General features: G+C 45.4%; 22 protein-coding genes. 14 read left to right on the plus strand and 8 right to left on the minus strand.

What is annotated here, in order from left to right:
- Positions 1–68: 68 nt before the first annotated feature.
- From uhpT to F7Y48_RS09045, 3 genes are all read right to left on the minus strand, one after another.
- Entirely contained in the window at positions 69–1463 is a 1395-nt protein-coding gene (uhpT, locus tag F7Y48_RS09035) for a hexose-6-phosphate:phosphate antiporter (RefSeq protein WP_104970731.1), read from the minus strand.
- 406 nt (positions 1464–1869) lie between these two features.
- On the minus strand, positions 1870–2700 hold the full coding sequence (fdhD, locus tag F7Y48_RS09040) for a formate dehydrogenase accessory sulfurtransferase FdhD (RefSeq protein WP_316683647.1): 831 nt from the start codon (positions 2698–2700) through the stop codon (positions 1870–1872).
- Between the two features lie 53 nt (positions 2701–2753).
- Positions 2754–3638 carry a LysR family transcriptional regulator gene (locus tag F7Y48_RS09045; RefSeq protein ID WP_046875405.1) on the minus strand — a complete coding sequence of 295 codons (885 nt, stop codon included), beginning with the start codon at positions 3636–3638 and terminating at the stop codon, positions 2754–2756.
- A gap of 666 nt (positions 3639–4304) precedes the next feature.
- On the opposite strand from F7Y48_RS09045, the gene F7Y48_RS09050 reads away from it, so the two are divergent.
- The 4 genes from F7Y48_RS09050 to F7Y48_RS09065 all read left to right on the plus strand — a co-directional run bounded on the left by F7Y48_RS09050 (position 4305) and on the right by F7Y48_RS09065 (position 9185).
- Positions 4305–6629, plus strand: coding sequence for an FdhF/YdeP family oxidoreductase (locus F7Y48_RS09050; RefSeq protein ID WP_316683648.1), 2325 nt, complete (start codon positions 4305–4307; stop codon positions 6627–6629).
- Between the two features lie 297 nt (positions 6630–6926).
- Positions 6927–7403 carry a DM13 domain-containing protein gene (locus F7Y48_RS09055; RefSeq protein ID WP_046875407.1) on the plus strand — a complete coding sequence of 159 codons (477 nt, stop codon included), beginning with the start codon at positions 6927–6929 and terminating at the stop codon, positions 7401–7403.
- 141 nt (positions 7404–7544) lie between these two features.
- A complete protein-coding gene (locus F7Y48_RS09060) occupies positions 7545–8345 on the plus strand; it encodes a PhzF family phenazine biosynthesis protein (protein ID WP_109170297.1) in 801 nt (266 codons plus the stop codon).
- A gap of 144 nt (positions 8346–8489) precedes the next feature.
- Positions 8490–9185, plus strand: a complete 696-nt coding sequence (locus F7Y48_RS09065) for an aspartate/glutamate racemase family protein (protein WP_316683649.1) — start codon at positions 8490–8492, stop codon at positions 9183–9185.
- A gap of 76 nt (positions 9186–9261) precedes the next feature.
- On the opposite strand, the gene F7Y48_RS09070 is transcribed toward F7Y48_RS09065, so the two are convergent.
- On the minus strand, positions 9262–10965 hold the full coding sequence (locus tag F7Y48_RS09070) for an FAD-dependent oxidoreductase (RefSeq protein WP_316683650.1): 1704 nt from the start codon (positions 10963–10965) through the stop codon (positions 9262–9264).
- Positions 10966–11035: 70 nt separating this feature from the next.
- Positions 11036–11221 (minus strand): DUF2892 domain-containing protein, encoded by a 186-nt coding sequence (locus F7Y48_RS09075; protein ID WP_012842250.1) that lies wholly within the window; start codon positions 11219–11221, stop codon positions 11036–11038.
- A 178-nt stretch (positions 11222–11399) separates the two neighbouring features.
- Between F7Y48_RS09075 and F7Y48_RS09080 the strand changes: the two genes are divergently transcribed.
- The 5 genes from F7Y48_RS09080 to F7Y48_RS09100 are packed head-to-tail and all read left to right on the plus strand — an operon-like array spanning position 11400 to position 17014.
- On the plus strand, positions 11400–11708 hold the full coding sequence (locus F7Y48_RS09080; RefSeq protein ID WP_012842251.1) for an ArsR/SmtB family transcription factor: 309 nt from the start codon (positions 11400–11402) through the stop codon (positions 11706–11708).
- A 28-nt stretch (positions 11709–11736) separates the two neighbouring features.
- The gene (locus tag F7Y48_RS09085; RefSeq protein WP_048625069.1) at positions 11737–12156 is read left to right on the plus strand and encodes a YeeE/YedE family protein; all 420 of its coding nucleotides are present in this window, start codon (positions 11737–11739) and stop codon (positions 12154–12156) included.
- 10 nt (positions 12157–12166) lie between these two features.
- Positions 12167–12625, plus strand: coding sequence for a YeeE/YedE family protein (locus F7Y48_RS09090; protein ID WP_048625068.1), 459 nt, complete (start codon positions 12167–12169; stop codon positions 12623–12625).
- Positions 12626–12653: 28 nt separating this feature from the next.
- Positions 12654–15962, plus strand: a complete 3309-nt coding sequence (locus tag F7Y48_RS09095; RefSeq protein WP_316683651.1) for an efflux RND transporter permease subunit — start codon at positions 12654–12656, stop codon at positions 15960–15962.
- Positions 15959–17014, plus strand: coding sequence for an efflux RND transporter periplasmic adaptor subunit (locus F7Y48_RS09100; RefSeq protein WP_145472948.1), 1056 nt, complete (start codon positions 15959–15961; stop codon positions 17012–17014). The genes F7Y48_RS09095 and F7Y48_RS09100 overlap by 4 nt, the downstream gene beginning before the upstream one ends.
- A gap of 91 nt (positions 17015–17105) precedes the next feature.
- On the opposite strand, the gene F7Y48_RS09105 is transcribed toward F7Y48_RS09100, so the two are convergent.
- Entirely contained in the window at positions 17106–17972 is an 867-nt protein-coding gene (locus F7Y48_RS09105) for an endonuclease/exonuclease/phosphatase family protein (protein WP_316683652.1), read from the minus strand.
- A 309-nt stretch (positions 17973–18281) separates the two neighbouring features.
- Here F7Y48_RS09105 and nrdD point away from each other — a divergent pair, with 309 nt between their 5' ends.
- Positions 18282–20402 (plus strand): anaerobic ribonucleoside-triphosphate reductase, encoded by a 2121-nt coding sequence (gene nrdD, locus F7Y48_RS09110; protein WP_005394532.1) that lies wholly within the window; start codon positions 18282–18284, stop codon positions 20400–20402.
- A gap of 84 nt (positions 20403–20486) precedes the next feature.
- Positions 20487–20957 carry an anaerobic ribonucleoside-triphosphate reductase-activating protein gene (gene nrdG, locus F7Y48_RS09115; protein ID WP_005394529.1) on the plus strand — a complete coding sequence of 157 codons (471 nt, stop codon included), beginning with the start codon at positions 20487–20489 and terminating at the stop codon, positions 20955–20957.
- Between the two features lie 84 nt (positions 20958–21041).
- Here nrdG and F7Y48_RS09120 read toward each other — a convergent pair whose 3' ends face one another.
- Positions 21042–22427, minus strand: a complete 1386-nt coding sequence (locus F7Y48_RS09120) for an MATE family efflux transporter (RefSeq protein WP_258507511.1) — start codon at positions 22425–22427, stop codon at positions 21042–21044.
- A 120-nt stretch (positions 22428–22547) separates the two neighbouring features.
- Here F7Y48_RS09120 and F7Y48_RS09125 point away from each other — a divergent pair, with 120 nt between their 5' ends.
- From F7Y48_RS09125 to F7Y48_RS09135, 3 genes are all read left to right on the plus strand, one after another.
- Entirely contained in the window at positions 22548–23405 is an 858-nt protein-coding gene (locus F7Y48_RS09125; RefSeq protein ID WP_109170291.1) for an AraC family transcriptional regulator, read from the plus strand.
- Between the two features lie 155 nt (positions 23406–23560).
- On the plus strand, positions 23561–24748 hold the full coding sequence (locus F7Y48_RS09130; RefSeq protein WP_048625063.1) for an aromatic amino acid transaminase: 1188 nt from the start codon (positions 23561–23563) through the stop codon (positions 24746–24748).
- Between the two features lie 11 nt (positions 24749–24759).
- Positions 24760–25443 (plus strand): ATP-dependent zinc protease, encoded by a 684-nt coding sequence (locus tag F7Y48_RS09135; RefSeq protein ID WP_054867620.1) that lies wholly within the window; start codon positions 24760–24762, stop codon positions 25441–25443.
- Positions 25444–25556: 113 nt separating this feature from the next.
- Here F7Y48_RS09135 and F7Y48_RS09140 read toward each other — a convergent pair whose 3' ends face one another.
- Entirely contained in the window at positions 25557–26093 is a 537-nt protein-coding gene (locus F7Y48_RS09140) for a hypothetical protein (protein WP_005394515.1), read from the minus strand.
- Positions 26094–26212: the final 119 nt, after the last annotated feature.

Raw genomic sequence — 26212 nt, forward strand, 5'->3', positions numbered from 1 at the left:
TGATACTGAATTGAACCATGCTTTTTAATGATCTTGCGCGCTTTACCGAAGTAAAGCGCGCAGAGAAGTTAGGCTTGGTCTTGTGCAAGTTGAAGCTTCTTCGCGTGTCGAATCTTCTTCTCTTCCGCGATAGCAACGAAAGCAAGCAAAACAATACAAATCATGGCGGAGGTATCTAGGGCTGCGAAGGTACCTTTCCAACCTGTTAAGCCGAAGATAGGTGTACCGTCTGCAATCATACCCAAGCCTAGTTTTGCAAAGCTGTCACCGATTAGGTAAGCGAAAGTACCTTTTACGCCGTCAGCCACACTGATTGCTTTTTTAGGGACAAAACCAACCGCGGCAACACCGATAAGAAGTTGCGGACCAAACACCAAGAAGCCCAATACAAATAGAGAGGCCAAGTACATGAACTCGCTAGTGGCGTGCTGGTAGAACTCAAGCGATACGATGATCAAACCAAGAGATACACAAGCAACCAATGCGCGGCGACCGTTTGCTAGGTCAGACAGGTAACCCCACATCAACGTACCCACAAGTGCACCGACTTCGAACAGAGTAAAGCCAGAGATTGCCGTTTCTTTTGACAGGCCAAGCTCTTGGTATGCGTATACCGTTGACCATTGGTCGATACCGATACGAACGATGTAAAGGAAGATGTTTGCAAAGCAAAGTAGCCAGATAACTTTGTTTTTAAGAACGTATTCAACAAAGATTTCTTTCTTGGTCATCTGGTTTTCTTCAGCAGCGGTGTCTTCTTCACTCACTGCTTCATCGAAAAGTTCTTCTACTTTACCTAGACCGTAAGCTTCTGGTGAGTCGCTACCAAAGCGCATACCGATAAAGCCAACGATGATTGCGATGATAGAAGGGAACACGAACATGCCGATTACGTGGCCGTCGAATAGGTAGTTAGCACCGAAAAGAGCAACACCCGCTGCGCCCGCACCACCAACGTTGTGCGACATGTTCCACAAGCCTAGGTAAGAGCCGCGTTTGTTACGAGGTGTCCATTTTGTAATGGTTGAGTAACTAGAAGGGCCACCAGTACTTTGGAAGAAACCACTCAGAGCGTAGAAAGCCACCATCAAGAACAGGCTTGCACTACCGCCGCCCATGCTGAAGCTGAAACCAAGCATTGCAAGACCAGAAAGGATCAGCATAAAAGGGAGGAATTGCTTGGTGTTCTTACCGTCAGCGTAGTAAGAAACAACGGTTTTACCGATGCCGTAAGTGATGGAGAAGCCAAGGCCGATAAGACCAAGGTCTGTCATGCTCAGACCGTAAGTTGAGATCATGTCGTTTTGCGCGACATTGAAGTTCTTACGAATCAAGTACATGGTTAGGTAGCCGATGAATACGACCAAGTAAGATTGGATGAACGGTTTAAACCACATCTTTCTTCTAACTTCGACAGGAAGATCGAGGGTCGGCTTCCGCACCTGTTCGAGGAATTTTAACATGATGAACTCTCTTGTAATTGTTTTAGAAACACAACGGAGACCGCTATGCGCTCTTGTTACCTTTGACTGAGCGGAATTCTAGAGAGTGGTTTTGTGAGGCACATGAGATGGTTGCCTAGATCGGCTAGGAAAAATTCCTAGAAATGCCTAGGAAGGCGGAAAAGCGTGAAAAGAGTCACACAAAATCCTTACTAATTTATGGGTTTTTGACAGGGTTCTTATCGGATTTGAAAGCGTTCAAATGCAAACGGATTAATATGCATAAGCTTAGTGCTGACAAGGGGTGAGCACGTTTGGTTGGACAGAATAGTGTCTTGTCGCTAAGTATCAATTGGGAACGAGAAGCAAACAACAGAGACCCGGAGGTCTCTGTTAGAAATATTAGGAATTCGGCTAGGTTGACGTGTTAAGGCGCAGGGCTGTATAGACGCGGCGAGCCGTGTTTTGGCAAGTGAATTAGGTTCAAATGGTTTCTTCTTGCCCATTCGACGGTTAACGCTGTGGGTGCAGATAAGCAAACCAGAGTGGGGATACGCGCGCGAACGGCTTTGTGGATCAACTCTAAGCTGCAACGGCTGGTCATGATTGCGAAGCCACTTTGAGGTTCGATGTGATTGTTGGCCAATGCGCCAATCAACTTATCTAGCGCGTTGTGGCGGCCGATGTCCTCTCGGCACAACTTGATGTTGCCTTGTAAATCTGCAAATAAAGCGGCGTGTAACGCGCCAGATTCACGTGCGGCTTCTTGATGCTGTGCGACTTTGTCTCGCAGCCCTTCGAATACATCGGAGCGCGGAGGAAGAGACGGTGTCAGTGGCACCAAATCAGGCAAAGCTTGTTCAAGAGCCTCGACGCCACAAATGCCGCATCCGGTTGTGCCAGCAAGATTTCGGCGTTGTGTTTTTAACGCCCAGAAAGCGCGGTTGCTGATTTCCACTTCCGCATAGTGAGATTCGTGATCGCCGCCAATTTCAATGTCTTTGATCTCTTTGAAGTCGTGGACGATGCCTGTGCTTAGGCTAAACCCTTTCACAAAGTCTTCCAGATGGCCTGGCGTCACCATCATGACCGCTTGGCTAATGCCGTTATAGCTGATAGCTAAAGCTGACTCACTCGCCAGCGACATTTGTTGCACTGGGCGGCCATCAATCAATTCTCGGTAATTGAACGCACTTGGTTGAGGTGGTGCGTGATTGAAATCGGACAGTTCAAAATAAGATTGAGTAGTACATCTCATGAAATCACCTCATAAGCCGTTGTGTATGCCAAAAATTGACGTGTGGATTGTTGTTATCGATTGAATATGCTTTTTGCTTCTGCGAAACACTGATCGGTTAGCGCGGAGAAGGGTTCTTGTTTTCGCTTTAACAAACCTAGCGGGGCGTGAACGGCGGCTTCTTCGATAGGAATAATGCGAAGCGTATCGTTCAACTCTTCCAATCCACAATTCAGCGGCATAATGGCGCAACAAAGGCCACTGGTTACTGCTTGGATCAAGTGAAAGGTGGAGTTACTTTCAATGACGGTTTGTGGAACTAGCCCTTTACTCACAAAGCTAAGATCAATCGAGTGGCGATAGTGCATGCCCTTCGAAAGCAGCCCTAGCGGAATGTTATTGAGTGACTCCCACAACACTTCAGATTCGGCAAAGTCAAAATGACGCTCATCGAATAAAACGCCAAGTTTGGTCGAGTCGAGCTCGATAACATCGAAGTAAGCGGTGTTAACTTGATCGACATAACACATGCCCAAATCAAGCTGATTGCGATTGAGTTGGTCTATGATCTGTTCGGTCGTCATGGAGAGTATTTGAAAACGTAACTCAGGGAACTGTTGAGCTAATGGTTTGAGCAATTGCATCGGGTTTTGGCTGGCGAGTGGCACCATTCCAAGCCGAAGTGAACCGACCAACTGACCACGGCAGTTAGCAGCCTCGGCTTGCAATCCATCATGAGCGGCTAAGACGGTTTTCGCCCAAGCTAAAATGCGTTCTCCGGCTTCAGTAAATCCTTCAAATCTTTGACTTCTCTGGATTAATTCGAGGTCGAGTTCTTCCTCTAAGCTTCGGATTCTCATGGACAAGGTAGGCTGCGTAATGTGGCACAATGCGGCGGCTTGACCAAAGTGTTTGGTCTGTTCAAGTGCGATGAGATATTTAAGTTGTTTGATATCCATAATGGCTTGTTCACCTTGCGTTGTGAGTCACATGTACGGGGGAACTCCCTAAAAAGGGCACAGCACTACCGTACTTTTTAAGCGCTGGAACGTTTTAACTGGGGAATGGAAAACCAAAACCAAGTCAAGAATAAAACCACACTCAAAATTGATCTGAATCAAGGCTATTCCTGATATTAATTAGGGTCAAATTTAAAGTATCTATAGTGTGATAGATATTATCTATTATCAAGAGTGCCGATTTTATTGAGTTTGTTAAGCGAACTAGGTGGAATCGAATGGGAAAACGATTAACCTCATAAATTGTATTGATTAAAAATGTGATGACCGTCAGTGGAAAAATTCGTCATAGATTTTATTTATCACTCGGTCAGGATTATCAATTGGACGCATATTGAATATCGACTTAATCTTTGATTTAGATCAAGGCGCAACAATGCGAATTGAATCTAACAGTCTTAGAAACAGTAGGCGGGTATCCGATATCAAGAATCTAGATAAGTAAACGCTCGGACAAGCGAGAGCATGTTGAGTGGTTACTTATTTGGATTAAAAAATACATGGATTAGAAACTAAGCCCTTCAATACTTCCGCATTATCTCAATAAATAACGCGCTTGTTTTCACGGGCACCCTGCTTGCTGGTATATCTGCGAGGAGTAAAGTCGTGAGCCAAAAAGAACAAATAAAAGCATACAAAGGTCCAGCTGGTGGTTGGGGTGCACTGAAAGCCGTAACCAGAAGTTGGTGGGGCAGTGAAAATGCAGTTAAAAACATTCGCACTATGCTCAAAACCAACCAAAATGGCGGTTTCGACTGTCCGGGATGTGCATGGGGCGAGTCGCCAGATAGTGGTAAAGTCAATTTCTGTGAGAATGGCGCGAAAGCAGTAAACTGGGAGGCGACCAATCGTCTGGTTGATCCTGATTTTTTTGCCAATCACAGCGTTTCTTCTCTCTCAACGCAAACCGATTACTGGTTGGAATACCAAGGCCGTATCACGCACCCAATGCGATACGATGCTGAATCCGATCACTATGTGCCAGTCTCTTGGGATGAGGCTTTTGCTCTTGTCGCGAAACATCTCAATCAATTGGATTCACCGCACCAAGCGGAGTTTTATACCTCTGGTCGTGCAAGCAACGAAGCGGCGTTTTTGTATCAGCTATTTGTCCGCGCATTCGGTACCAACAACTTCCCAGATTGTTCCAACATGTGTCACGAAGCCAGTGCAATAGGGATGAAAGACACCATTGGTGTTGGTAAAGGCACAGTGATCTTTGATGATTTTGAAGAAGCCGACGCGATTTTCGTGATAGGTCAAAACCCGGGCACGAACCACCCACGAATGCTTGAACCTCTGCGCGAAGCGGTAAAACGTGGTGCACAGGTTATCTGTCTAAACCCGCTGAAAGAGCGTGGATTAGAGCGTTTCCAAAACCCACAAATGCCGATTGAGATGTTGAGTAATGGCTCAGAGCCTACAAACACGGCGTACCTGCGTCCTGCTTTGGGCGGAGACATGGCAGTATTTCGTGGTATCGCGAAATTCTTGTTGCAATGGGAACGCGAGGCATTGCAAAACGGTGGCAAAGCGGTATTTGACCGTGAGTTCATCAAGCAACACACGATAGGTATTGATGAGTATTTGGCTGAAGTGGACGCAACCTCTTGGGAACACATCGCGGAACAATCGGGTCTTGATTTAAGTGAAATCGAGATGGTGGCGAGCATGTATCGACGTGCAGAACGTGTGATCATGTGTTGGGCGATGGGGTTGACTCAGCATCGTCACTCTGTGCCAACCATTAAAGAAGTCGCAAACGTGCAAATGTTACGAGGTAACGTTGGTAAGCCGGGCGCGGGTCTTTCACCAGTGCGTGGTCACAGTAACGTTCAGGGCGACCGTACGATGGGCATTGATGAAAAACCTTCAGATCTGTTATTGGATCGCATTGAAAGTCGATTTAACTTTGCCGTCCCGCGTGGTGAAGGCCACAACACTGTGCAAGCCATTAAAGCGATGGAAGAAGGGCAAGCGAAAGTATTTATCGGTTTGGGCGGTAACTTTGCACAAGCAACGCCAGATACAGAACGTACGCACAACGCGATGCGAAACTGTAATTTAACCGTACACATTTCGACGAAGTTAAATCGTTCTCACCTTGTCACAGGTAAAGATGCGCTTATTCTTCCATGCTTAGGTCGTACTGAGATTGATCAGCAAGCGACTGGCCCACAAGGCGTGACGGTTGAAGATACCTTCAGCATGGTGCATATCTCATTTGGTCAGCTAAAACCGCGTTCGGAGCATTTGCGTTCAGAACCAGCGATTATTGCCGGTATTGCTAATGCCACACTCGGGGTAAAACCAATTGATTGGTTGTGGGCGATTGAAGATTACGACCGTATTCGCGATTTGATTGCCGACACGATTCCGGGCTTTACCGACTTTAACCATAAGCTTAAACACCCGGGTGGATTCCACTTGGTAAACCCAGCTGCCGAGCGTCGATGGAATACACCAAGCGGCAAAGCACAGTTCAGCTCTAGCGAGTTGCCGAAGCAGTTGATCAGCGAAGCGATACTCGAAAAAGGCCAAAAGCCAGATTTGATCTTGCAAACCATGCGCTCACACGACCAATACAATACGACACTTTACGGCTTGAATGACCGTTATCGTGGAGTATTTGGTATGCGCGAAGTGCTGTTTATCAATGAAGCGGATATTCGTAAACTCGGTTTTGAACCGGGAGACAAAGTGGACATGGTGTCATTATGGGAAGATGGCGTAGAGCGTCGCGTGAGCGGATTTACGCTTGTTGCCTATGACGTGCCAGCAGGTCAGGCGGCGGCTTACTATCCAGAAACGAACCCATTGGTTCCTTTAGATAGTTATGGGGATAGAACGTTTACGCCAACCTCTAAGTTTATTGCGATCAAATTGGAAAAATCGACATCCGATAAGATCGCTTTGGTGGAAGCAGAATAGTTCCCAAACCAGCACAACGACATTCCAGATAACCAAACGGCTGATATCAATTATCAGCCGTTTTTAATTGCTCACTTTGCCTTTAGAACATTTCGCTTAAGGCGTGTAGGGAGCTGAATTAAAGTAGTTATTTTCGTTAATAACGGGGTTATTGGATAGCACTCTAAAAGGCAGCAATTAAGGCGCATTGGTCCAGCTTGTGTATAATATTAATGAAATTAGGCTATTAGACGTATAACCTGACGGATGTCTGTATTTGAGCCTAAATCTAAGCTGATGAAACTAACAAGAAGATAGATGACCTTGAAAAGTATAATTAAATTAACGTTAAGCCACTTAGTGGCTGTTGCGATTGGTATTGCGATAGGTATCTATACTTTACCGATTCTTATTGCACCGCCTGCGCCGACCGATGAGCAAGTTTCTGAGCGCATGCAAGGTGCAGAATACAGTGCAGTTGTCACGAGGGACCTCAAAGATAGCGACGCTTTTCATTGGGGAGAAGGTGAAATTCATTTGAGTTCCCAAGCTATTACGCTGGTAGGAAAACTCGCTCCCGGGCCTGACTATAAACTCTATTTATCTCCTAAGTTTGTCGAAACGGAACAAGCGTTTAATGACCTTAAATCTGAGATGAGCTTGGTTGGTGATGTCAAAACATTCAATAACTTCGTTGTTGAGGTTCCTCAAGGGATTTCCATTTCTGAATACAATACTGTTGTTGTTTGGTGTGAAACATTCGGTGAGTTCATTACTTCGGCAAAATACCAATAAATCCCATCAGGAGAAAAAGTGGTTTCTTCTTAGTTAAGAAAGGCTTACTGCTCAAATAACTGGTGCAATACATTACGTGGTACAAATGCACTAAGTGCTGCTAATGGTTCTACAGTGGTTGATAGAACTTAAGGATATTTTGTGGAAGTTAAAATTTTTCAGGTCGACTCGTTTACATCAGATGTGTTCAAAGGCAATCCTGCAGGTGTGTGTATCACAGAATCAAGCCTTGATGAGGAAATGATGTTGGCCATAGCGGCAGAGATGTCACTATCTGAAACCGCGTTTCTGTCATTAAACACAATGCAACTTCGTTGGTTTACACCGAGGACGGAAGTCGCTTTGTGTGGACATGGCACATTGGCCACGGCGCACGTGCTGAGAGAGCAAGGGTTATATAGTACTGGTGATACCATTGAGTTTGGCACGCTATCCGGCGTTTTAACTGCACAACTTGATCATGACGACATTCATTTGGTGTTTCCTGCTCCTATTTTAGATATGCGAGCAAGTATTAACACAGACTTGCTTTACGGCTTAGGGCTCGATGTGGCTGATGTAAACGCTTATGGTCAGTTTGATAATAAGCAGTTGATCGTCATCAATGATGAGTCTTTGATAGAGCAACTCGAACCTGATTTTAGTGCGTTACTTAAACAAAAAGGTCGTGGAGTTGTTATCACTGCTCAATCAAGCACTGACGCTGATTTTGTCTCTCGTTACTTTGCCCCTTGGGTGGGTGTTGATGAGGATCCAGTGACAGGTTCTGCTCATTGCGCTTTATGTGTTTACTGGGCTAAAGAGCTCGGTAAAGCGCAATTAAAAGGCTTTCAAGCATCCAAGAGAAGTGGAGTTGTTTATACAGAATTATTGAATCCGGAATGCGTTAAGCTTTCTGGAAGTGCGGTAACAATGTTGCGAGGAGATATGAGAATTGCGTAGTCGTCCTTTTTGGTTCTCGTTTTTCTGATTGCAGGTTTATCCAGTTCTCACTAGTGACAAAGCTAGAAGGCTGTCTATTCACGTGGTTGATTTTGTTTGTAAAAACACCCCTGCCATGGTGGTGTATAACGATTGGAGAGTTATATGAAAACTATCGGTCTTCTAGGCGGCATGAGTTGGGAGTCGACGCTTAGTTATTACAAATTGATCAACGAAGGGGTCAAAGAGGCGTTAGGTGGCCTAAATTCCGCAAAAATTTGTATGTATAGCGTGAATTTTTCAGAGATAGAGAAACTTCAACACCAAGGTAAATGGGAAGAAACGGCAAGTATTCTATCTGATGCTGCATCTTCAATAGAAAAAGGGGGCGCTGATTTTATTCTTATTTGTACGAACACAATGCACAAAGTTGCTCCTCAAATTGAAGCCAGCATTAATATCCCCATACTACATATCGCAGACGTGACTGCTGAGTTACTTCGTGAGAAAGAGGTTCAAAAGGTCGGACTCCTAGGTACTCAATTCACAATGGAGCAAGACTTTTACAAAGGACGGCTTTCCGACCTCTATGGGCTGGATGTCATAACTCCTGCTCAAGATGATCGCTCTATAGTGCATAACATTATTTATAAAGAGTTATGCCAAGGTGAAATCAAAGAGGAATCGAGAACGATATACCTGAAAATCATTGAAAAACTAAAAGAGCAGGGAGCTGAAGCTGTGATTCTCGGGTGCACTGAAATTGCCTTACTTGTAAACCAAAGTCACACCGATGTTACGCTACTTGATACCACTTCTATCCATGCTCAAGCGGCAGTCCGTTTGGCGATAGAAGGTTAATGAGTTAGATTTGAGTCCATGTAAATAAACAAAAGAGAAAACCAATCTCTCGGTTTTCTCTGTTTTTATTATCCCGTTATAAGCGCGAGAATTTGAGTGTTCTGTATCCACCAATCAAGTTACGAGCTTTGTAACCATTGTTGACCAGTTGACGGTATGCCACGTTACCGCGCAAGCCTACTTGACAGTAAATCACAATCTCTTTGTCTTTTGGTAGTTCACCCATACGATGGCGTAACTGGTCAACCGGAATGTTGATTGCCCCTTTAAGATAACCAACAGACTCCAATTCACCCGGGTTACGGACGTCGAGGAGAATTTGATCTTCAGTCAGGTTGTCGATTTCATCGTAATGAATCGCCGCTGCGTCACCTTTGATGATGTTATTTGCCACAAACGCCGCTTGGTTGATCACATCTTTTGCACTGCCGTAAGGTGGCGCGTAAGTCAGTTCAAGATGCTGCAGTTGTTCAACCGTCATGCCAGCACGTTGTGCAACAGCCATAACGTCAATACGTTTGTCGATACCGTCTTTACCAACTGCTTGAGCACCTAAAATCTTGCCTGATTTTGGATCGAACAACATTTTGAACGACACCACTTCTGCACCAGGGTAGTAGCTCGCGTGGCTTGCGGTATGCACGTACACTTTTTCGTATTCAACGCCAGCGCGTTTTAGTTGCTTCTCGTTTTTACCGGTAGAAGCCACAGCAAGGTCGAAGATCTTACAAATCGCAGTACCTTGTGTACCTTGGTAAGTTTCTTTGCGACCAAGCATATTGTCCGCTGCCATACGGCCTTGACGGTTTGCCGGGCCTGCAAGTGGCACTAGAGTTTGCTCGCCTGTCACGAAGTCTTTCTCTTCTATCGCGTCGCCGACAGCGTAGATAGATGGGTCGCTGGTTTGCATGTATTCGTTCGTGTAAATACCGCCTAGCGCGCCAATTTGAAGGCCGGCTTCTTGCGCCAGTTTTGTCTCAGGACGTACACCGATTGCCATGATCAGAATATCGGTAGTGAGTTTTTCACCGTTGTTCAGTGTTAACTCCAATTCACCTTCTAGGTGTTGGTGTTTCTCACTCTCACCAGAGTCGAAACTTGCAACGTGCTCGTTAGGTACGAATTTCACAGATTCAAGCGCGACGCCAAGTTTTAGGTCGATACCTTTGTCACGAATTTCTTCATGAGCAAAGCCTGCCATTTCACGGTCTACTGGCGTCATGACTTGGTCTGCCATTTCGATCAGAGAGGTTTTAATGCCAAGTTGGTGGAAGGCTTCCATCATTTCTAAACCGATGAAACCGCCGCCAACAACCGTCGCATGCTCTGGCTTGTTCATTTGGATCGTTTCGATGATGCGATCCATATCTGGAATGTTACGTAGCGAGTGGGTGAGCGGGTTATCGAGACCTGGAATTGGCGGAACAATAGGGCCGGCACCTGGGCTAAGCAGTAGAAAATCGTACGATTCTACGTATTCAGACTCATCCAACAGGTTTTTGATCGTAACGGTCTTGTCCTGTCGGTTTATAGAAACCACTTCATTCATCACGCGAACATCAACGTTAAAACGTGCTAAAAAGCTTTCTGGCGTTTGTAGTAGTAACTTACTGCGTTCTTGGATATCGCCGCCGATGTGATAAGGCAAGCCACAGTTGGCAAATGAAACAAACGGGCCACGTTCAAACATGATGATTTCGGCATCTTCGCTTAGACGACGAGCACGCGCCGCCGCAGATGCACCACCTGCAACACCACCGACGATTAAGATCTTAGTCATTTTTAACTCCAAGTTTTAGGGCGAGCTGACCTTCACGAATAGCCAGTGTGAAAGGTCACTACGCTCTAGATTATCTAAAACCAAATTTCTTTAAAAAATAAGCAGCAGGGCAGATTCCCGTGTAAGCACTTTGAATAAGATTAACGCCGATAAACACGGTGAACCAAATGAAGTTACTGTGAACGAACACGGTTAGTATGACCGAGATCAATACCATCGTGCCTGCAAAAATTCGTACTGCATTTTCTAACGTCATAACTCTTCTCCTTCGTACTCTCAAACTGAGAACGCCATCCTTTGATATTCATCACTATAATTATCTAAATTAGAAATGTCTAATGTTAATTTGTCTAAATTCACAATTGCTAATTTAGCGTTGACTAAACATTTTGTTTTAGTAATATCTAATTTAGCTTTTAATGTAGAGGTTAGTCATGAGCTATACAGATATGGATGTAGCAGCAATGAAAGGCAATGCCAATGAAGCTGCTGATCTCCTAAAAGTAATGGCACATCCGGAAAGGCTAATGGTGTTGTGCCAACTGACCCAAGGTGAGGTTGGTGTTGGGGAGCTGCAAAAGAACTCGTTCCTCAGCCAATCCGCCTTTTCACAGCACTTGACGGTGCTTCGCAAACACAAATTGATCAAGGCTCGTAAGGCATCACAGCAAGTGTTTTATTCGTTGTCAGAACCGAGAGTTGAGTCATTAATCAAGGCGCTTCATAGCGTTTTCTGTAACTAATTCGTAGCTAAGATTTTAGAGGTAAATAATGTTAAACGTTATTCCATGGGAATCGTTGTTTGGTGGCCTTTTGTTAGGAATCTCCGCCACTATATTGTTGTTGGTTAACGGGAAAATTGCCGGAATCAGTGGAATTATGAATGGCATTATGTCACCGAAAAAAGGCGATTATTCGTGGCGATTGCTTTTTGCGGTTGGAATGATAGCTGGTGGCTTGATTAGCGTCCTAATGTTGGGCGTTGCGGTTCCTAGTACCGCGAACCTTTCTTTAGGGATGGTGATTGCCGCTGGTTTATTGGTAGGAATCGGGACCAGACTGGGTAACGGATGTACTAGCGGACACGGCATTTGTGGCATGGGCCGTTTGTCTAAGCGCTCTATTGTGGCGACCTGTGTATTTATGGCTGTCGCTGGTCTAACGGTATTCGTTCGACTTCACCTAGTTTAAGAGAGATTCCATGAACAAGACTATTTTTCGTTTTTCTGCTCTTTTGAGCGGTGTGTTATTCGGTATGGGCATTGCGGTGTCTGGTATGATCGACCCAGCTAAAGTCATTGGATTTTTAGATATTTCTGGCAGTTGGGATCCAAGTTTGGCTTTTGTGATGGGCGGCGCACTCGCGGTATTCATGCCAAGCTATTTTTTAATCATCAAGCCGAGAAAACAATCAGTTAGCGGTGAAGCGTTTTGCACACCAACCAATAAGAACATCGACGGACGTTTGTTATCTGGTGCGGCCATCTTTGGTTTAGGTTGGGGTTTGGCAGGTATTTGCCCTGGCCCTGCGGTTGCGAGTCTGGCATTAGGCAACGTGAGCATTGTGGTGTTCTTCCTTGCGATGTTAGTTGGATCTCTGTTCGCGAAGGCGATCATTACTTACCGTAACGCGAAGAAGATGAAAACCGCGAACGCGTAAACAATCAATCTGATATGGAGGGGAAAGGATGCCCGACAAACTAAAGCGAAGTTTTGTTCAGTCCGTGATGAACAGCTTTTTCCCTCCGATCATGATTTTACTCGCGCTTATGGTCGGTGCCGCGGCTTTGTGGCTGACCCCGAAAGAGGAAGACCCGCAAATCGTTGTGCCGATGGCGGATGTATTGGTTTCGGCTCCCGGACTAAGCGCTTCTCAAGTCGAAAATCAAATCACTGAACCATTAGAAAAGCTTGTTAGCCAAATTGACGGTGTGGAATACGTTTATTCTTCGTCAATGGAAGGTGCTGCGCAAGTCATCGTTCGTTTCTATGTCGGCGAAAACCGCGAAGATGCTCTGGTTAAGCTTTACAACAAACTCTACTCCAACCAAGACAAAGTTCCTCCTTCTGTCACTAACTGGCTTGTAAAGCCTGTTGAAATCGATGATGTCCCCATTGTTGTTGCCGCAATTTATTCCACCGATCCAGACATTCTCGATCGCCATCAGTTGAGACGTATTGCAGACCAAGCCACGTTAGGCATTAAATCATTGGATGCCACCAACAAGGTGGAAGTGATTGGCGGTGAGCCGAGAAAAATCCAGATAGAGCTTGATTCCGTTGCGATGGCAAACTTCAAAGTAACCATCGATGACCTCGAACAGGCCATTCAGCTCAGTAATAGTAAAACTCAAGGCAAGAACGTTCGCGTAAACGGGCAAAATTTCACATTGGAGTCGGGACGGTTTCTGACTAACGCCGAAGAGGTTGGCGATCTTGTTATCGCGGTGCTCAATGGCAAACCCGTTTACTTGAAAGATGTCGCGCGTATTTACGACGGTGAAGGTGAGGCAACATCCGATACTTGGTATCGCGATAAAAACTACGATGAAGCATACCCAGCGGTGTTCATTTCTGTCGCTAAACAAAAAGGCTCGAACGCGGTTAACGTCGCTCAGTCTGTTCGGGATAAACTGGCGGAGCTTCAATCCGAGCAATTTCCTCCACAAGTTCAAGTTGCAGTCATTCGTGACTATGGCGAAACGGCGAATGCGAAAGTGAACAACTTGGTATCAAGCCTTGGAATCTCTATTCTAACGGTCGTGGTGTTTGTCGGTTTGTTCTTGAACTGGCGAAGCGCATTGGTGGTTGGTATCGCGATTCCGATTAGCTATGGTGCCGCGCTCGGGATGGACTTGGCATTTGGCTATTCCATCAATCGAGTCACACTCTTTGCATTGATTTTGGCGCTAGGTTTGATCGTGGACGATCCGATCGCCAGTATCGACAATATTGAACGCTACCTCAAACGCAAAAATCTAACACGAACCAACGCGATTGTTCTCGCCATGGCAGAAATTCGTAGCGCCTTGTTAATGTCGACGGTCGCGATTGTTATCGTGTTTACGCCGATGTTTTTTATCACTGGGATGATGGGGCCTTACATGGCGCCACTGGCGTTCAACGTTCCGATCAGCGTTATCTTTAGTACCGTTGTCGCGTTTATGATCACGCCTTGGCTTGCCAAGAAGCTACTCAAAGGTGCTGAGGAAAACGGCCACTATGACATCCAATCTTCGTCGATGTATCGTTTGTATCGTGGTGTGTTGATTCCGCTACTTGAAAGCCGCAAGAAAGCATGGCTTTTCCTCGGTTTGGTTGCCTTGTTGTTCGTCTTGGCAGCATTGTTGCCAGCACTTCGCTTAGTTCCACTCAAGTTGCTGCCTTATGACAATAAAAATGAGTTCCAATTGGTATTAAACATGCCAGAGTCTTCAAGCTTTGTGGATACCTCCAACGCGCTGTCGAGCTTTACGGACTATTTAATGACGGTGCCGGAAGTGACAAGTGTGTCGGGCTTTGCAGGCACCGCTTCCCCAATGGATTTCAACGGCATGGTGCGCCACTACTTTATGCGTAGCGAACCATACCAAGGCGAGCTTCGAGTCGTTCTTGCAGAGAAGAATCGCCGCGCAATGCAATCACACGAACTGGTGACACGACTCAGGGCGGATTTAGAGCAGATTGCAGATAATTTTGACGCTGACGTGCAGCTAGTCGAAGTGCCGCCAGGCCCGCCTGTTATCGCCACCATTACGGCAGAAGTTTACGGTGATGAAGCGACATCTTATGAAGATCTGATGATTCAAGCAGAGAAAGTCGCGGATAGGCTTCGCAAAGAACAGTTGGTTTCTGAGGTGGATACCAGCATCCAAGGTGATTTAGAAACGTGGCAGTTCATCGTTGATCAAGAAAAAGCGGCGCTGTCTGGTGTTTCTGTTGCTGATATCAATAACACGCTTATTACCGCCGCGAACGCCAAAGTGCTCGGTTATATCGCCGATCCAAGAGAAGTGGCCCCATTACCTATCGAAGTGCAGCTCCGACGCGAAGACAGAGATAACCTTAATCAACTAGAGCAACTTTATGTGCGAGGCCGTCCTGGCATTGCAAAAGTAGAATCCAATGGGGCTGTTGTGGATGCTCCTCAGCCTATCGTGCAGTTGTCTGAAGTCGGTCATTTTGTGAAACGCGCAGCGGACAAACCGATTTTCCATAAAAACCTCAAGCCTGTTGTGTATGTCTACGCTGAGGTAGTTGGGCGTGTTCCGGGTGAAGTGATTGCCGATGTGATGGCTGACCAAGATACAATTCACGAGGAAAAGGCGCATCGTCACTGGCAAGATCGCACGTACTTGAGCAATGGCGCTGGTGTCACTTGGAGCGTGCCAGACAACATCGAGGTGGTTTGGAGTGGCGAGGGGGAATGGAAAATCACAGTAGACGTATTCCGAGATTTAGGCATTGCTTATGGCGCTGCGCTGCTTGGCGTATTTGTGGTGATGTTGATTCAAACTGGTTTACCTGCGGTATCGGGCATCATCATGCTGGCGATACCCCTGACCGTGATTGGGATTATGCCGGGGTTCTGGATTTTGAATGTGTTAAGCAGTGACATCGGTAATTACCCGAACCCGGCGCTGTTCACGGCGACCGCGATGATCGGCATGATTGCGCTAGCAGGGATTGTGGTGCGTAACTCACTCGTTTTGATTGAATTTGTTCAGCAATCGCTGGCTGAAGGTCGTAGTTTACATGATGCGTTGATTGAATCTGGTGTTGTTCGTATGCGGCCAATATTGCTGACCGCGGGCACAACGTTACTGGGTAACGTTGTGATTACGTTAGACCCAATTTTTAACGGTTTGGCTTGGGCAATCATATTCGGAATTACCGCCTCGACCATCTTTACGTTGCTTGTGGTTCCGGTGGTTTACAACCTTGCATACCAAAACACCAAAGGACATGGATTACCTCAGATGGAGGAAGAGCAATGAAATTAGATACCAAATGGTTAGGCGTGATTCTGTTTGCCATACTCGCGCTTCTTTTTCTCTATATGGCTGGATTTTTTACAGAAAAGTTGCCGACCGAACATGACGCGAAAACTAACCAGATTGATGTAAATAATGCAGAGACACATCAACTGATGTTAACCAGCGAACCGGTTGTTCGAGAGTTTCCGGGCGTCGTCGTTGCAGAGCAGCACGCCGATATCGCGGCACGGTTAACGGCATCGGTGATGGAGGTATTGGTGAAGGTTGGCGATAGGGTGAAGCAAGGAGACGTGTTGGCGCGGCTAGAAAGCGATGATCTCGACGCGCGAGTTCGTCAAAGTGAGCAGGCTTTATCCTCTGCACAAGCGCAGCTCAATGCGGCGAGAAAGGAGTTTTCTCGTGTCAGAGCGCTTTTAAACAAAAAACTGATCCCTCAATCGCAATTTGACCAAGCGGAAAGTGCGTTGCAAACCGCGCAAGCCAACTTCAATAAAGCTCAGGCGGCGGTCTCTGAGGCGGAAACGACCTTTGGCTACAGCATTATTACTGCGCCGTTTGATGGCTTGATCACGCAAAAGCCCATCAACAAAGGTGATACCGCGACGCCGGGGGCTTTGCTTTTATCAATGTACAATCCAAACTCGTTGGAAATAGAGGTGAACTTTGCTGAGTCTGTCATGCCTTATGTGACTTACGATAAAGAAGTGGACGTTGTTTTTCCGTCTTACAACCTCAACGCGCAAGCGGCAGTAAAAGAAGTGACGCCGTCGGCAGATGCCAACTCGCGTAGTTATACCGTAAAGCTTCAATTCGAGCCGCTAACGGCTATCTATCCAGGTACATACGCCAAAGTCGCGTTGACCTTGACCGACGATGTTGTACTTCGCGTGCCAAAAGAGGCGGTTTACCAAGTTGGCCAATTGGACTACGTAAAAGTGGTGCAAGACAGCGGTGAGGTAGAAACTCGGCTTATTCAGCTTGGAGAGTTGGGGAGAGTGCGAACGGGGTTGAAGCAGGGTGACGTCGTACTGCTGAATCCAAGATCGCTTTGATAGAACGGTTTCTCTTGTTAACTAGTTAAACGTCTATCTAACAAACAAGAAGATAAAATAGCCCAGCATGATGCTGGGCTATTTTGTTCGTTCAGTTAAGCGTTACCGTTGCGTTTACAGGGCAATGGTCACTCAGTTTGTAATCTAAAACATCTTGTGAGCTAAACAGCGTTTGATGCGCGTTTTTCGCTTTTATTTGCGGGCTAACAATAATGTGATCAATCAAAGAGCGGAATTGGTGTGTTTTTCTTGGGTTCTTATTTGAGCGAACCTTGCAATCCGCTTTGGTATCTCGCGTTACCAATTGTGCATCGTTACCAAGCGTCATGATCGCCCACAGCCAATCACGTTGATATGACAAGTTGTGATTGAAATCGCCCATTACGGCGTACTGCTGCTTTTTCTTTTCTCTCTCGCTCATCCATTTCGCAAGTGCTTCTCCTTGTTGGCTCAGTGTTTGGCAATTGCGGTTGTTTTTGTATGCTCCGCTGCATCCTGCTTTTAAATGCACAGAGAGCAGGTGAAGCTCGTCCTTTTGGTTTTGGTTAACGACGATGTAGCTGGCAAAGCGCAACTTGCTATTACCACGCGTGATTGAGAAGTCTGCTGGGTCAGACACTTCAATGTCTTTACGCACAGCAAAACCGGTGTACTGGTTGGTATCAGAAAACTGAAGGTGCTTATTGTTTGATTGAGCTCGATCAGAGAGGTAAATCGCGTAGCCATTTCCTACGGCTTTTTGAACGGCGGCTTTGGAGTCGACCTCTTGAAAGGCGATGATGTCGGCTTGAGTTTTATCCACATATTGATTGAGTTTGACGAAATCGTCACTGGTTCTAGAAACCTTACCTCCATTTATAGACAGCCATTCTATATTCCAACTGGTTAAGTTGATGGAGTTTTGAGCAAGTGACGTTGAACTAAAAATTAATAAGGCAGTAACAAATAGTGATCGCATATTGGCTTGTTTCACTCCTGGATTTTAGCGTATTCCTTTCCAACCTTTATCCTATAAGCGCTCTAAAAAAAGCAAGTAGATTTCGTACCAATTTTGCAATTTTCATGGTTTTCTTCGCAACTGAGATCAGTACCAATAAGATCGATTTGTTCTTGTCCGCTAGCCGATCTTTATTGATCAAAATCAATGTTTTCAAGTGGTGCTTTTCGTTAAATACGCCACAATATATTGTGTTAGCAGAATAAAAAATAACCCCATATAGTGTGTTTGTGGATAACTCTGTGAGTATGCTGGGGTAAGGAGAAGAAAGTGAAACCAATCGTAATCAAGCGTGACGGCTCAAGAGCTCCGTTCAACAGGGATCGTATCCAAGCAGCAGTTGAAGCGGCAGCGGAAAACAAAGATAAAGATGTCGCCATTTATGCTCTTAATGTCGCTCTTGCTGTCGAGTTACAGCTAAAAGATCACGATGAAGTTCACATCCATGAGATTCAAGACTTAGTCGAGAATGAACTCATGCAAGGTCCTTACAAAGCCCTAGCACGTTCTTACATTGAATATCGCCATGACCGCGACATCGCGCGTGAAAAGCAAAGTGCACTAACTCGTGAAATCGAGGGTTTGATTGAAGAAAGTAACCTTGATTTGATCAACGAAAACGCGAACAAAGACGGCAAAGTTATCCCAACTCAGCGTGACCTTCTAGCGGGTATCGTGGCGAAGCACTACGCGAAAACGCACATCCTTCCTCGTGATGTGGTTCAAGCACACGAAGTGGGTGACATTCACTACCACGATCTGGATTACGCACCATTCTTCCCGATGTTTAACTGTATGCTTATCGATTTGAAAGGCATGCTAACGCACGGCTTCAAAATGGGTAATGCAGAAATCGATACGCCTAAATCGATTTCAACTGCGACCGCAGTAACAGCGCAAATTATTGCTCAAGTGGCTAGCCATATTTATGGCGGTACAACCATCAACCGTATCGACGAAGTGTTAGAACCTTACGTCATCACGAGCTATGAAAAGCATTTAGAAATCGCGAAAGAGTGGAACATTGCTGAGCCAGAAGAGTTCGCTAAAGCTCGCACTGAGAAAGAGTGTTACGACGCATTCCAATCGCTAGAGTACGAAGTAAACACACTACACACGGCAAATGGTCAAACGCCATTCGTTACGTTTGGTTTTGGGCTTGGTACAAGCTGGGCGTCTCGTCTTATTCAGCAATCGATTTTGAAAAACCGCATCGCTGGTCTTGGCAAAAACCGTAAAACCGCCGTATTCCCTAAATTGGTGTTCGGTATTAAAGACGGTCTAAACCACAAGGCAGAAGATCCTAACTACGACATTAAGAAGCTTGCACTTGAGTGTGCTTCAAAACGTATGTACCCAGACATTCTTAACTACGACAAAGTCGTGGAAGTAACGGGTTCATTCAAAACACCTATGGGCTGTCGTAGCTTCCTAGGCACTTACGAAGAGGATGGCGAACTTATCCATGAAGGTCGTAACAACCTTGGTGTAGTTAGCTTGAACTTGCCACGTATCGCGCTTCGTGCAAAAGGCAGCGAAGCGAAGTTCTATGAACTGCTTGATGATCGTCTACGTCTTGCTCGTAAAGCACTAGAAACGCGTATTTCTCGTCTAGAGAACGTAAAAGCGCGCGTTGCCCCAATTCTATATATGGAAGGTGCATGTGGTGTGCGCTTGAAAGCGGACGATTCGATTGCAGAAATCTTCAAAAACGGCCGTGCATCAATTTCTCTAGGCTACATTGGCGTGCATGAAACTATCAACGCGTTGTTTGGTACTGAAGCGCACGTTTACGATGATGCCGTATTGCGTGAAAAAGCGGTCGCGATCATCAAACATCTAAAAGATGCAGTGAATCAATGGGCTGACGAAACTGGCTATGGCTTTAGCTTGTACGCAACACCAAGTGAAAACCTATGTAGTCGTTTCTGCCGCATCGACACCAAAGAGTTTGGTTTGATTGAAGGCGTAACAGACAAAGGTTACTACACCAACAGCTTCCACTTAGATGTTGAGAAGAAGGTTAACCCTTACGACAAGATCGACTTCGAGATGCCTTACCCAGAAATCTCAAGCGGTGGCTTCATCTGTTACGGTGAGTTCCCGAACATGCAACGTAACGTAGAAGCGCTAGAAAACGTGTGGGACTACAGTTACACCCGCGTTCCTTACTACGGAACCAACACTCCGATTGATGAGTGTTATGAATGTGGTTACACCGGTGAGTTTGAATGTACAAGCAAAGGCTTTACTTGCCCAAGTTGTGGCAACCACGATTCAACCAAAGTATCGGTGACACGTCGCGTATGTGGCTACTTGGGCAGCCCAGATGCACGTCCGTTTAACTTCGGCAAACAAGAAGAAGTTAAACGTCGAGTGAAACACCTATAAGGTTAATTACCACTCGATTCAACACTTTGAAAATCAACCTGCTTTAGGTTGATTTTCTTTTTCGCGATAACAAAGAGACGCATTATGAACTACCACCAATATTATCCAATTGACGTTGTTAACGGACCGGGTACGCGCTGCACATTGTTTGTGTCGGGCTGTGTACATCAGTGTCGTGGCTGTTATAACCAGTCGACGCAACGCTTGGATTCGGGTGTGTTGTTCACGCAAGAAGCGGAAGACAAAATCATCAATGACTTGAATGACACGCGCATTAAACGTCGCGGTTTGTCGTTGTCGGGCGGAGATCCGCTTCATCCTGCTAATGTGCCTCATATTTTAAAGATCGTGAAAAGGGTGAGAGAAGAGTGTCCCGGTAAAGACATCTGGGTTTGGACAGGCTACACGCTGGCTGAACTGGATGACGCGCAAAGAGAAGTGGTGCAATACATCGATGTTTTGATTGATGGTAAGTTTGAACAAGACAAGAAAGACCTCAATCTCGAATGGCGTGGCAGTTCAAACCAAATCATTCATCGCTTTACGGATATTTAATCAAGCATTCTCCAAACATAAAAAGGGCTCACACGTGCATAACGTGTGAGCCCCTTTGGTGTGAGTTCGTCAGTGTATTTTCAGTTACGCTGTCACCGTTTGGTCATCTTCGACCATATTGTTTATCCAACGTTTAGATTGGATACGATAAGTCGTCAGTACGCCTTTCACAAATTCTTCAGCTAGCAGAGACATCAAGACAAAATGCAAAGGCAACCCGAGTACCATACCAGTGTAATAGGTAAGGGGAATACCAATAGCCCACTGACCAAACGTATCAATGAAAATGCTGTAGCGAATATCTGCGCCGCTCTTTAGTACGCCTCCAATCCCTACCATGTTAAACACTCTCAAAATCATACCCAGCGCCATGACTAAGCATACGTTGAGTGCCATTTCTGCATCGGTTAATGGGCTCAGTACTAATAGATGATGAATCAAAGGCGAGCTCAACCACACTAGGAAAAACAATAAGGTGGCTAAGATTGCGCTGGTTAACACATACCACCACGCTGTTTTCTCGACCCGATCATAATGTTTTGCGCCAATATCATTCCCAAGAAGAACGGATGCAGCGACCGCAAATCCCATAAAGGTTGAAATCAGTACACCTTCAATCGGTGATAAGAATGAGATGATCGCAAGTTCTGAAACGCCCAATTGACCATAGATGATGCTGTAAACGATCAGCCCACCAGTCCAGAGCGCATCGTGGACCAACATGGGTAGAGAAACCTTAAAGTATTTTTGACGATACTGCTTTAAACGGCCTTGCGCCCAATCGAACTTGGTCGGAATAAGGTATGCGTAGCGTTTACAGAAAAAGTAAATCAACACTGCCGTTTGGAAAAATCGAGAAACAAAGCTGCCAACGGCTGCACCAAATACGCCCCATTGAGGGAAGCCGAATAAACCGAAAATCAAAACATAATTAAGCACGACGTTCACGACAATCGCGGAGATACTAACGTTGGTTGCCATTTTGGTTTGGCCTACGGCGCGCAATACCGCTTCTATTGGCACCACTATCGCCGTTGCAATAAGACTAAAGCCCGTAACCACAAGATAATCACGTGCATAAGTGATGTATTCAGGATCGTCTGACATGAAAGAGACGATCTCTTTATCAAAAATCGCATAAAGAACAATAAACGGCAGCGTCACTAAAATGGAAATAAACCAAGATTGCGCCAATGTTCTGCGGATTCCTGCCAGGTTCCCTGAACCGTAATATTGAGAAGTCAGCACTGTTACTGAACCGCAAAGACCGAAAATGACTGCAAGGTTAAAGAAAAAAATGCGATTTCCGACTCCAACGGCTGCAGTGGCGGATTCGCCGAGTTGGCTCACCATGAAAATGTCCACGACGCCGAGTAACGCAAAAAGCATGGATTGAAGTGAAACAGGAAGGCCAATCGCAATCAGCTTTTGCCAAAATGCTTTATCGATGTATTCGCGTGTTAAGAGCATCGCATTTCTCCTTAAAGATTAATGCGAGTAGTTTATCCCTATGATTTGGCGGTGTATTTTTCAAAGGCATCCAAAACCTTTGTAAAACTCTCCACTAGTGTATATGTGAGCCAATAAATCATGGAAGATAAACAAGAACGCTACGCGATTTCAGAAAAAACCTATCAAGAGTTTATTGATCACAGTCGAGTACTGGCATTGGAGGAGAGAGGCATTGTGCAGTGCGGAATTGCAACCTGTCGTGACTTCTTCTCTGTTTATCGTAAAAACCAAAAAAAACACATGCTGCTTTACACCGTGCGCGGTAAAGGTTGGTTAGAAAGTGGGGCGTGTCGATATGATTTGGAGCCTGGCTCGTTGATCACGGTGCCAGCAGGTGTTGAAAACGGTTTTGGTATGGAAGAGGAACTCTGGCAGATCGCATGGCTTTTTCTTACTCCTGATAGAGCATGGCCAATGATAGAGAGTAATATTAGTTACCAGCTCACATCTGCACCTGAGGTGATGTATGCGTGTATCCAAACGTTGTTACGCAGTATTAATCTTCCTATTGATTATGGTGGTGCGGTTGGTGCACATAGCGTGGCTCAGTTAGAGCTGATGTTAAACATGCCGCCCTCAGAGTCGATATCACGCAGCCAATTGAGGCTTCGGCGCGTATTCGATCTTGTCCAGCGTCAGCTCCATAAGGATTGGAGTGTCGAGCAAGTGGCAGCTTTATATCCATGTTCGGAGCCACATTTGCACCGTCTGACTCAAAAGCAGTTTGGTCGAAGCCCGATGGCACATTTAACACGTATGCGCATGGAATACGCTGCTAGGTTACTTCGTTCAACAGAATGGCCGATTCAACATATTGGAGAGATAGTCGGATATCCAACTAGTGCCAACTTTAGTACACGTTTTAAAGCGTGGTCGAGCATGACGCCAAGAGAATTTAGGAAAAACGGAAGAGTGGATTGGTATATTGAGGAGTGAATCGTTCTTTTTATAACCGATAGAGCGCACAAAACTTATCGTAACCCAGAATTTTGTTCTCTAATTGATGAAATAAGTGAAAAATCATTTCGCCATTTTTTGCGATGGTGTTAACGTGAGGTTCGGTACTTGAATTTCAAAGGGTTATGACTTTCATGTTTTCTAATCTCCCAACTCCCGTATTAGATCCTATTTTATCTCTATCCGTTGCATACCGTAACGATGACCGTCCAAACAAGGTTGACCTTGGTATTGGCGTCTATAAGAACAGCGCAGGCGAAACGCCGATCATGAAAGCCATTCAAATGGCGCAGGATGTCGTTGTTGAAACTCAAAAAACCAAATCTTACGTTGGTCTTGCGGGTTGCGAAGAATTTAATAAAAGCATGATCGATCTGCTACTGACGGGAACGTCAGCAATGGATCGTGTTGCTGCCATTCAAACGCCAGGTGCAAGTGGTGCGCTGCGTATGTTAGGTGACCTAATGAAGGTCGCACAGCCAGATACGACGGTTTGGATTTCAAACCCTAGCTACGTAAACCATAAACCAGTGATGGAAGCGGCAGGTCTTAAAGTTAAGTTCTACCATTACTTTTCTCCAGAAACGAAACAAGTAGACACAGCAAAAATGATGGATGATCTTGCGAAAGCAGGGCCTTCTGATGTTGTATTGCTGCATGGTTGTTGTCACAACCCAACAGGCGCAGATATCGATTTTTCTGCTTGGCAAGCCATTACGGAATTGTCACAGAAGAACGGTTTCACACCATTTGTTGATATTGCCTACCAAGGCTTTGGTGATGGCCTAGAGGAAGACGCAAAAGGGCTTCGCTTCATGGCAGATAACGTTGAAGAGATGTTAATTACGACATCATGTTCGAAGAACTTTGGCCTATATCGCGAGCGCACAGGTGCGGCGATTGTCGTTGGTAAGAACATGCAAGACGTGGCCAACGCAAAAGGCAAGTTACTTACGTTAGCGCGTTCTACTTACACGATGCCACCCGATCATGGAGCTGCTTTGGTTAAGACGATTCTTCAAGATGACAACCTGACTTCCGTTTGGAAGCAAGAGTTGAGTGAAATGCAACATCGTTTGGTTAGTCTTCGTCAAAGTTTGTGTAACGAATTGAGAAACAACCATAATACCGATCAATTTGACTTCATTGAGGGTCACAAAGGCATGTTTACTGTGCTAGGCTTTAGTGAAAACCAAATGGCGCAACTGCGTGAAGATTATGGCATTTATGGTGTTGGCGATGGTCGAATTAACATCGCTGGACTTACCGAAACTCATATTCCATACGTAGCGGACGCAATTAAGAAAGTATCTCAAGCTTAATTGGAGTGTGGATGAAAAACTGGAAACTGATTCTGCCGCTTATGATGAGCGGCAGTTTAATTGCTTGTACGTCAACTCAAACGACGCAGGAACCTGTTGAGCCTGAGTCGCCGAAGGTCGAAGAACCTGTCAAAGTAGAGCCAGAAGTGAAACCAGAGGTTGATCCAACGCCTGAGGTTGAGCCTAAGCCTGAAGTAAAACCTGAGAAAAAGCCCGAGCCAAAACCGACAAAACCAGCCAAAGTGACAAAGACACCAGACGGCATGTTGATTCTTGGTTCTGAAGAGTGGGTTTACGTTCCTGAAATTGATCAAACCTTCAAAGCTAGGGTTGATACAGGGGCGACAACATCATCAATTAGCGCGACAGACATTGTTCCGTTTGAGCGTGATGGTAAAGATTGGGTTCAGTTTAAGATCGACTTGGGCGATAAAGAAACTAAAGAGTTTAAAGTACCTGTAGAGCGCTGGGCTAAAATCAAGCAGTCATCGTCAGAAGAGGTGGATAAACGAGCGGTAGTAAAAGCGTATATTACCGTCGGTGACCACAAAGAAAAGACAGAGTTTACGTTAGCTGAGCGTGGGCATATGAAGTTTCCAATTTTACTTGGTCGAAGCTTTTTTAGAGATATCGCCGTTGTGGATGTATCGAAAAAGTATGTCCAAGATAAACCTAAAAAATCCGGCAAAAATTAAAGCCTTGTTACTAGTTCCTGCTAACAATCGGTACTTAACAAAAATGGCCTCCGAAACCGGAGGCCATTTTTATTGAATCACACACTTATTAATGCAACTGCTTAGTTACTTAATTAAAATGCAAAACGAGCAGACATCACAATTTGTTGGCCATAGACACCATTATTTTTGAAATCCGCGCCAAGTGATAGTTGCTGAGTAGAGTGGAATCTTGCGCCAAAATTATAAACGGTATTGGAATCGTCGTTATCCATTATTTGACCGATACGGGCATGTAGCTCAACATTTTGCATGAACCAAATACGAGTACCAATATTCACCTCAGTGCGCCACTCGTCACCCACTTTATCACTGCCGTTTTCTTTAATGTTGTGTACTAACATTTGGCCATAAATATCTGCAAATTGGCCTGCTGGGCCGTTAAAGCCAATACCACCAGCAATGTCCCAGTCTCCGCTGAATTCACTGTCTGCGCGAGCAATGAAGTGGGTGTTTTCCGTAAAGTAGGTATTGAACTCGCCACCAAATGTACCAGGGCTAGTGCCCATGCGAAATTCCATCGTGTTGTAGTTGAAATTATTTGCATGTGCGGAAAGTGGCAAAACAGCGCACAAACCAAAGGCTGCAACCTTTAGAGCTTTACCTAGCATGGTGTCTCCGGGCAAGATGATTAAAATGAACAAAAAAATGGTCTGCAAAAAGCAGACCAAGATTGATAAAGCTATCATTTTAAGTGCTTGCCGTCACCATTTAGCTGTAATGGTCACCA

Origin of the sequence: Vibrio sp. 2-1-2a (genome assembly GCF_032648565.1) — a bacterium.
GTDB classification, from domain to species: Bacteria; Pseudomonadota; Gammaproteobacteria; order Enterobacterales; family Vibrionaceae; genus Vibrio; species Vibrio diabolicus.